General features: G+C 64.7%; 8 protein-coding genes. 5 read left to right on the top strand and 3 right to left on the bottom strand.

Going from position 1 to position 7,962, the window contains the following annotated elements; translation table 11 throughout:
- Positions 1 to 1,510 (top strand): acyl-CoA dehydrogenase family protein (locus B3D39_RS11935; protein WP_286789725.1); only part of this gene is annotated, 1,510 nt, incomplete at its 5' end.
- 53 nt (positions 1,511 to 1,563) lie between these two features.
- Positions 1,564 to 2,052 carry a cupin domain-containing protein gene (locus B3D39_RS11930; protein ID WP_274962777.1) on the top strand — a complete coding sequence of 163 codons (489 nt, stop codon included), beginning with the start codon at positions 1,564 to 1,566 and terminating at the stop codon, positions 2,050 to 2,052.
- Between the two features lie 15 nt (positions 2,053 to 2,067).
- Here B3D39_RS11930 and ychF read toward each other — a convergent pair whose 3' ends face one another.
- Complete coding sequence (ychF, locus tag B3D39_RS11925; protein ID WP_274962778.1) at positions 2,068 to 3,165, bottom strand: redox-regulated ATPase YchF; 1,098 nt, start codon at positions 3,163 to 3,165, stop codon at positions 2,068 to 2,070.
- Between the two features lie 115 nt (positions 3,166 to 3,280).
- Here ychF and B3D39_RS11920 point away from each other — a divergent pair, with 115 nt between their 5' ends.
- Positions 3,281 to 3,697 (top strand): VOC family protein, encoded by a 417-nt coding sequence (locus B3D39_RS11920; RefSeq protein ID WP_274962779.1) that lies wholly within the window; start codon positions 3,281 to 3,283, stop codon positions 3,695 to 3,697.
- A 104-nt stretch (positions 3,698 to 3,801) separates the two neighbouring features.
- Positions 3,802 to 4,593, top strand: coding sequence for a tryptophan synthase subunit alpha (gene trpA, locus B3D39_RS11915; protein ID WP_274962780.1), 792 nt, complete (start codon positions 3,802 to 3,804; stop codon positions 4,591 to 4,593).
- 26 nt (positions 4,594 to 4,619) lie between these two features.
- Here trpA and B3D39_RS11910 read toward each other — a convergent pair whose 3' ends face one another.
- Positions 4,620 to 5,414, bottom strand: coding sequence for an ABC transporter permease (locus B3D39_RS11910; RefSeq protein WP_078548792.1), 795 nt, complete (start codon positions 5,412 to 5,414; stop codon positions 4,620 to 4,622).
- 220 nt (positions 5,415 to 5,634) lie between these two features.
- Here B3D39_RS11910 and B3D39_RS11905 point away from each other — a divergent pair, with 220 nt between their 5' ends.
- Entirely contained in the window at positions 5,635 to 6,237 is a 603-nt protein-coding gene (locus tag B3D39_RS11905) for a GcrA family cell cycle regulator (RefSeq protein WP_078542153.1), read from the top strand.
- A gap of 71 nt (positions 6,238 to 6,308) precedes the next feature.
- Here the strand turns inward: B3D39_RS11905 and B3D39_RS11900 are convergent, their stop codons facing one another.
- Positions 6,309 to 7,604, bottom strand: coding sequence for an OmpP1/FadL family transporter (locus tag B3D39_RS11900; protein WP_274962781.1), 1,296 nt, complete (start codon positions 7,602 to 7,604; stop codon positions 6,309 to 6,311).
- Positions 7,605 to 7,962 lie beyond the last annotated feature (358 nt).

The following is a 7,962-nucleotide window of genomic DNA, read 5'->3' as shown; positions in this document are numbered from 1 at the left end:
TGCAGCGGCGGGAGGGCAGGCTGAACGCTTGGCGGGCTATGGCGCTGAGATGGGCCGGACAGAGATGCGGGAAGCCGGACGCGAGGCCAACCGGCACCCGCCGGAGCTGGTGCTCTTCGATGCGGGAGGGCGGCGGCTCGACGAGGTGCGCTTTCATCCCGCCTATCATCGCTTCATGGAAGCCGGGGTCGGCGCGGGCTATGCCGCGCTGCCGTGGGAGGGCGCGAAGGGCGCTCATGCCACCCATGCCGCGATGGTCTATCTCGCAAGCCAGATCGAACCCGGCAGTTGCTGCCCGATGACGATGACCTATGCCGCCGTGCCCGCGCTCGAAGCCACGCCCGAGATCGCCGCACTCTGGCGTCCGAAACTCACCGCGCGCAGCTACGATCCGCGCGTGCTGCCGGTGGGCGAGAAGACCGGCGCGACGCTGGGGATGGCGATGACCGAGAAGCAGGGCGGCTCGGACGTGCGCGCGAACACCACGCGGGCCGAGCGCGCAGACGGGCATTGGCGGCTGACCGGGCATAAGTGGTTCTGCTCTGCGCCGATGTCGGACGGCTTCCTGACGCTGGCGCAGACCGAAAAGGGGCTCAGTTGCTTCCTCGTACCGCGCTGGCTGGAAGGCGAGCGCAACGCGATCCGCATCCAGCGGCTGAAGGACAAGCTGGGCAATCGCTCCAACGCGTCTTCCGAGATCGAATATGAGGGCGCGGTGGCCCATCTTCTGGGCGAGGAAGGCCGGGGCGTCGCGACGATCATCGAGATGGTGCACCACACCCGGCTCGACACCGCGCTCGCGCCTGCGGGGCTGATGCGCGCCGCGATCTCCGAGGCACATCACTGGGCGACGCATCGCTCCGCCTTCCAGCGGCGCCTGATCGATCAGCCGCTGATGCGTGCGGTGCTGGCCGATCTGACGCTGGATTGGGAAGGCGCGCTGACGCTGGGGATGCGGGTGGCGGAGGCCTTCGACAGCTCCCGGCCCGAGGATCGCGCCTTCGCCCGGATCGGCGTGGCGCTCGCGAAATACTACGGCAACAAGCGCTGCCCCGTCGTGACCTATGAGGCGATGGAGGTGCTGGGCGGCATCGGCTACGTCGAGGACACGCCGATGCCGATGCTCTATCGAGAAGCGCCGCTGAACGGCATCTGGGAGGGCTCGGGCAATGTGATCTGTCTCGACATACTGCGCACGCTGGCGAAAGAACCACTGGCGGCGGAGATGCTGCGCGCGGAGCTGGACGCGGCGCGCGGCACCGATCCGCGCTACGACGCGGCGCTGGCCGATCACCTCGCCCGCTGGCCAGCGCTCCCACCCGAGGCCGAAGCGCGCTGGTTCGCGGAACGGCTGGCACTGCTCCTGACCGCGTCGCTGCTGATCCGAAATGCACCTGCGGCGGTGAGCGACGCCTTCGTCGCGACGCGGCTTGCGGGCGAGGCGGGCCGGACCACCGGGGCGATGGCGGGCAGCGATGTCTCTGCTATCCTGGGCCGGATCGCTGGCTGAGACTGCGGAAGCCTCCGGCGGGGATATTTGGATCAATGAGAAGGAGAGGCGCGATGAGCGAAGACCGGTATCTGATCCGGGCCGATGAGATCGCGGCAATGGAAGGGCTGGCGAAGAAGCATTTCCTCAACCCGAATGCGCGGCGGATCAACAAGAGCCTTGGCGACGCGACGGGGCTGACGGGGATCGGGGTGCATATCATCGAGGTGGAGCCCGGCTGCGAGACCACCGAGTTTCACCGCCACCACCATGAGGACGAGGCGATCTTTGTGCTGAGTGGCGAGGCGACCGCGCGGATCGGCGAAGAGCGTCACGCGATCGGGCCGGGCGATTTCATCGGCTACCGCGCGGGCGGCGCGGCCCATACGATCGAGAATACCGGATCGGAGCTGTTGCGGCTGCTCGTGGTCGGGCAGCGCCTAACCCATGACGTGGGCGACTATCCCGACTTGGGCAAACGGCTTTACCGCAATGCGGGAATGGCGTGGCAGATGGTGGATGCCGACGCGATCACGGAGGTCACGGCGGGGGCGAAAAAGTAACGCCCCAGCCGAGGTTCACGCGTTGAACAGGAAGTGCAGGACGTCGCCGTCTTTCACTTCGTAGGTCTTGCCCTCGACGCGGAACTTGCCCGCCTCTTTCGCGCCCGCTTCGCCCTTATTGGCGACGTAGTCATCGTAGGAGACCGTCTCGGCACGGATGAAGCCGCGTTCGAAATCGCCATGGATGACGCCTGCCGCCGCCGGGGCCAGCGTGCCCTTGCGGATCGTCCACGCGCGAGCCTCTTTCGGGCCGACGGTGAAATAGGTCTGCAGGCCCAGCAGGTCGTAGCCCGCGCGGATCAGGCGGTCGAGACCCGCCTCTTCCAGCCCCATCTCTTCGAGGAACATCTCCGCTTCCTCGGCGTCGAGCTGTGAGATTTCCTCTTCGATCTTGGCCGAGATTACCACGGTGCCCGCGCCCTGCTCGGCGGCCATCTTCGCCACGGCCTCGGATTTCGAGTTGCCGGTCGCGGCGGACCCTTCCTCGACATTGCAGACATAGAGAACCGGCTTGGCGGTCAGCAGCTGCAGCATGTTCCACGCTTTGCGGTCGTCCTCGGAGACTTCGACGGTGCGCGCGGGACGGCCAGCTTCCAGCGCCTCTTTCGCCTGTTCCAGAAGGCGCATTGCCTCTTTCGCTTCCTTGTCGCCGGATTTCACCTTGCGCGCGAGGTTCGCGATACGCTTCTCGAGGCTTTCGAGATCGGCGATCATCAGCTCGGTCTCGATGGTCTCGGCATCGGCCACCGGATCGACGCGCCCCTCCACATGGGTCACATCGCCGTCTTCAAAGCAGCGCAGCACATGGGCGATCGCATCGACTTCGCGGATATTGGCGAGGAACTGGTTGCCAAGGCCCTCCCCTTTCGAGGCGCCTTTCACGAGGCCTGCGATATCGACGAAGGTCATGCGGGTCGGGATGACCTCTTTCGAGCCGGCGATCTCGGCCAGCGTGTCGATCCGCTCATCGGGAACGGCCACTTCGCCGACATTCGGTTCGATCGTGCAGAAGGGGAAATTCGCCGCCTGCGCGGCCGCCGTTTTGGTCAGCGCGTTGAAGAGGGTGGATTTGCCCACGTTCGGCAGACCCACGATACCCATCTTGAAACCCATTTCGCCCTCCTGTTTGTGGCTGCGCGCTTCTTATTCATTGGCCGCCCCCGGTGCAAGCGCGCGCGAAGGCCGGAATCGTGATAGGCTGGCCTTCTCGTTCAGGGAGGTGACCGCGATGAGTTTCGAACCCTACATCCACTTTCAAGGAAACTGCGAAGAAGCGATGCGCTTCTATGCCGAGCTCTTCGGCACCGAGCCACCCTTCCTCATGCGCTATGGCGATATGCCCGAGGCGAGCGAAGGCATGAGCGAGGCAGGCAAGGCGCGGATCATGCATGCGCTGATCAAGCTCGGCGATGGCGCGCTGATGGCCTCGGACTGGCCCGAGGGACGCGACCGGCCGCAAAGTTCGGTCTCGATCTCGCATGTCTCGGAGAGCCGGGAGGCCGCGAAGGCGATCTTCGAGCGGCTGCTGGATGGGGCCGAGGAGGTCATGATGCCCTTCGACGACACGTTCTGGGCCGACGGGTTCGGAATGCTGCGGGACCGTTTCGGAACGGCGTGGATGATCAACGGTCCGGCAAAGATGTAGGCGCGGGCCGTCTGGGACGTCGCTACAACACTAGACCGCGCGCGAGGCATTGATTTTCCCGCCCTCTTCGCGCAAACCGCTTCGGGACCAGCCGGAGGGACGCCATGACTCGTATCGACGCCAAATTCGCCAGCCTCAAGGAAGAGGGCAAGAAAGCCTTCGTCTCCTACATCATGGCGGGCGACCCGGATCTGGAAACCTCGCTCGAGGTGATGAAGGGCCTGCCGGCGGCAGGCGTCGACATCATCGAGCTGGGCGTGCCCTTCACCGATCCGATGGCCGACGGTCCGACGATCCAGCTGGCGGGTCAGCGCGCGCTCGACGGCGGGCAGACGCTGCAGAAGACGCTCGATATGGCGGCGGAGTTCCGCAAGGCCGACGACACCACGCCGATCGTGCTGATGGGCTATTACAACCCGATCTATTCGCGCGGCGTCGATCGCTTCCTCGAAGACGCGAAGGCTGCCGGGATCGACGGGCTGATCGTGGTCGACCTGCCGCCCGAGGAAGATGTCGAGCTTTGCATCCCCGCGCAGGCCGCCGGGATCAACTTCATCCGCCTCGCGACGCCGACGACCGATGACAAGCGTCTGCCGAAGGTGCTGCAGAACACGTCGGGCTTCGTCTATTACGTCTCGGTGACGGGGATTACTGGTTCTCAGGCCGCGCAGGCGACCGAGGTCGGCCCGGAAGTCGCCCGGATCAAGGCGAAGACCGATCTGCCGGTGATCGTAGGCTTCGGCATCACGACGCCCGAAGCCGCGAAGACCATCGCAGGCGTGGCCGATGGCTGCGTCGTGGGCTCGGCCATCGTGAAAGAGATCGCCGAGGGCAAGCCGGTGGCGGAAGTTCTGGACTTCGTGAAGGGCCTCGCAGGCGGCGCGCATTCGGCCTGAACGGCCACGCGCCGCTTAAGCGCGGCTCAGGGCTTCATGCGATAGCCGATGCGCAGCCAGTACCAGCCAAGCCCCAGAACCACGACCAGTGCGGCGCAGATCACGGCCAACCCATGCCACGGCGAGGCGTCGGAGACGCCCAGGAACCCGAAGCGGGCCATGTCGATCAGGTAGAAGACCGGGTTGTAATGGGTCAGGATCTGGAAGGCCGGCGGCAGCGCCTTGGCCGAGTAGAAGGTGCCCGACAGGAACGACAGCGGCGTGATGATGAAGTTGGTGATCGCCGCCATCTGGTCGAACTTGTCGGCGAAAACCGCCGCCAGAATACCCAGACCGCCAAGGAAGGCCGCGCCGAGCACGACAGCCGCGATCGCCCAGAACGGATGCGCGATCCCCTGCCCCAGCACCGCGAACAGCCCGAGCCAGATCACCACGGCCACGATCAGCGCACGTGCCACCGCGCCGGTCAGATACCCCACGAGGATTTCCCACGGCGCAAGCGGCGGCATCAGCGTGTCGACGATATTGCCCTGCACCTTCGCGATCACGATCGAGCTGGACGTGTTGGCGAAAGCGTTCTGGATCACCGTCATCATCAGGATGCCCGGCGCGATGAAATGCAGGAAATCGACGCCCAGAACATCGGCGCGGTTGCGCCCGAAAGCCAGCGCGAAGACGGTCAGGAACAGACCGGCGGTGATCAGCGGCGCCAGCACCGTCTGCTGCCAGACCGCGAGAAAGCGGCGAATCTCGCGCCACCCCAGCATCCGCAGGCCCATCCAGTTCACCGCGCCAAAACGGCGCACGCCGATCTCGTACATCCTGATACTCCCGTTGTTGCCCGCTCCCTACACGCTCGCGGCCCGCAGCTCAACGTAGCCCGCGCACAGCTGGTTTCCCGCTTGCGCACTGCTCTGGACGTCCTCGCGGGCCTTGAAAAGCGGGCCTCGCGATTGTATCTCTGCGCTCTCCCGCTAAAATAGGGATTGAAACTGGAATGGCCTGCGAGACGGACTTGCAGGAAACCAAGGAAGGATGCCCATGTCCTGGACCGATGAACGCGTCGAATTGCTCAAGAAGATGTGGACCGAGGGCCAATCGGCCAGCCAGATCGCGAAAGAGCTGGGCGGTGTGACGCGCAACGCGGTGATCGGCAAGGTGCATCGCCTCGGCCTGTCGAACCGCACCGGCGGCGCAGCAGAGCCCGCGAAACCTGAGCCGAAAGCCAAGCCCGAGAAGGTCGAGGCGAAGGCCGAGAAGCCCGCCGCGCAGCCCGCAGCCGAGGCGCCCGAGCCCAAGCCCGCCGCGAAACCGGCAAGCCCCGCGCCCGCTCAGGCCGCAGCCCCGTCGGCCGCGCCCGCGCGCAAGGCGATCATCCCCGCCGGTCAGCCGCTGCCGCCGCAGCCCTCCGCCAACGAGATCGACCCGGCCGCGCTGGCCAAGGTCGGTGAGGTCGAGAAACACGCCAAGAAGCTTGGCCTGATGGAGCTGACCGAGCGCACCTGCAAATGGCCGATCGGCGACCCCGCGACCGAGGAATTCTGGTTCTGCGGCCTGCCCAGCCAATCCGGCAAGCCCTATTGCGAGGCCCATGTCGGCGTCGCCTTCCAGCCGATGAGCTCGCGCCGCGACCGTCGCCGCTGAGGCAATCGCGATACGAATGACGAAGGGCGCCCCGCGAGGCGCCCTTTTTCTTTGGCCGTTTGGCTGAGAATTTAGAACTTCCTGCTCCAGCCAACGGAAAGAGACACCTGCTCCATCTTGAGCTTGATCGTGTTTCCTGTGGGCCCCATCGGCGTCATTTCAGGCCCCGAAACGGAGTGCGGCAACACATAGGCAATCGAAAAATCCAGCCGGTCGCGATCATTGAGTTTACGTGTTCCACCGAAGCTGAAGTGATCCTCGACGACGCCCGGAGCGAGGATGTTGAAAGTCACGTCTTCCTTGCCGATCGGATTGGTCGCGTGGGCATAGCCCGCCCGCCAGGTCATGTCCGGACTTTGCTGCCACTCAGCGCCGATGCGAAGGACATCGACGTCGTCCCAGCCAAAGCCGGAGCCGCCCTTCGACCCGAACTGGGCGGTCGCGGTCGTCGGGTTGGCCACCGAATCCACGCCCGAATAGAAGATACGCTGATAGTCGAGCATCAAGTTGAGCGTCGGGGTCGCCTTCACGGCCACGCCGACTGCGAGGCTCGCGGGGATGTCGAAACTACCCTTGTTCTCGAACAGGCCGGAATATTTGTCGAATTTCGACATTCTGAACTTCGTCTGGCCGCTGATGCCAAGGGTGACGGCGGGCGTAACCTCGTATTGCAGGCCCGCGCGCAGACCGAGACCCCAAGAATAGTCGTAGCCGCGATTGGTCATGTTGGCCGGATCGGCGCTCAGGCCGGCATCGCGGAAATAGCTCAGTCCCTTGGCCGAGAATCTCTGTACCGCGAGGGTGGGCGCAACGCCCCAGGCGAGGCGGCCATTCTGTTGCGCATAGCCCAATGAGAGGAAGGCCTGCGTCAGGTCCACGCCGGCCTCGCCGCCGCAGAACACGCCCGATCCGGCGCCCGGCGGGCCCGACGGGCAGTTATTGGTCAGGTCGTCATAAGACGAATTCATGCCGCCATTGCCGTAGAAGGCGAAATTCAGCACCCCCCCATTCGAAAGCGGCATATTGTAGGCGACGTTCGGGACCAGAAAGATGTTGTTATTGCTCTTGTGTGTTCCCTCTGGAACGAAGGCGAATTCCGACCCACCGCTTGAGCGATATTCGCGAAACGGTGCGAACAGCTCGACACCAATAGACAATTCCCGATCGATTTTAGCGCTTGCTGCAGGGTTGATCGCACCCGACATCGCATCTTGGCTGTAAGCCACCCCGGCCCCGCCGACACCACGCTGCGCGGGTCCGTAGGCAAGGGCGAAGTAGCCCTCGGTCGCGCTTGCGACACCTGGAACGCCCAACGCCAGGCACAGCGAAACCGCCCCCGCAAAACGGGGTAATTCAAACTTCTTCATAAGTTTCCTCCCTCTGAGCCGGTTTGTCGCGCAGGCAGGCTCTCCCTTCCCCCCTGCGCCTCGGCTGTGCCGTTCGAAAAACAGCTTCAAATATTCAACTTTAAACATACCTGATCTGGCAAGTGTTTTCTCGTTTGGCGCGAGTGGGGCCGCGCTCTGGCTCGATACCGCGCAAATGCCGTCCGTCACGCGGGGGGCTTTTCGGAACGCTCTGCAAGGGCTATATCGCGCGCCATGAGCACAAACCCTCCGAACCTGCGTCCCGATCTCGCGCCCCGCGCGCGCATCACGGATGCCCCCCGCCCCGGTCAGCCGCTGATCGGGATGGTCTCGCTTGGCTGCCCCAAGGCGCTGGTCG

Origin of the sequence: Thioclava sp. UBA3469 (assembly GCF_002378135.1) — a bacterium.
Lineage (GTDB): Bacteria > Pseudomonadota > Alphaproteobacteria > Rhodobacterales > Rhodobacteraceae > Thioclava > Thioclava sediminum.
This window is presented reverse-complemented; position numbering and strand designations above follow the sequence as displayed.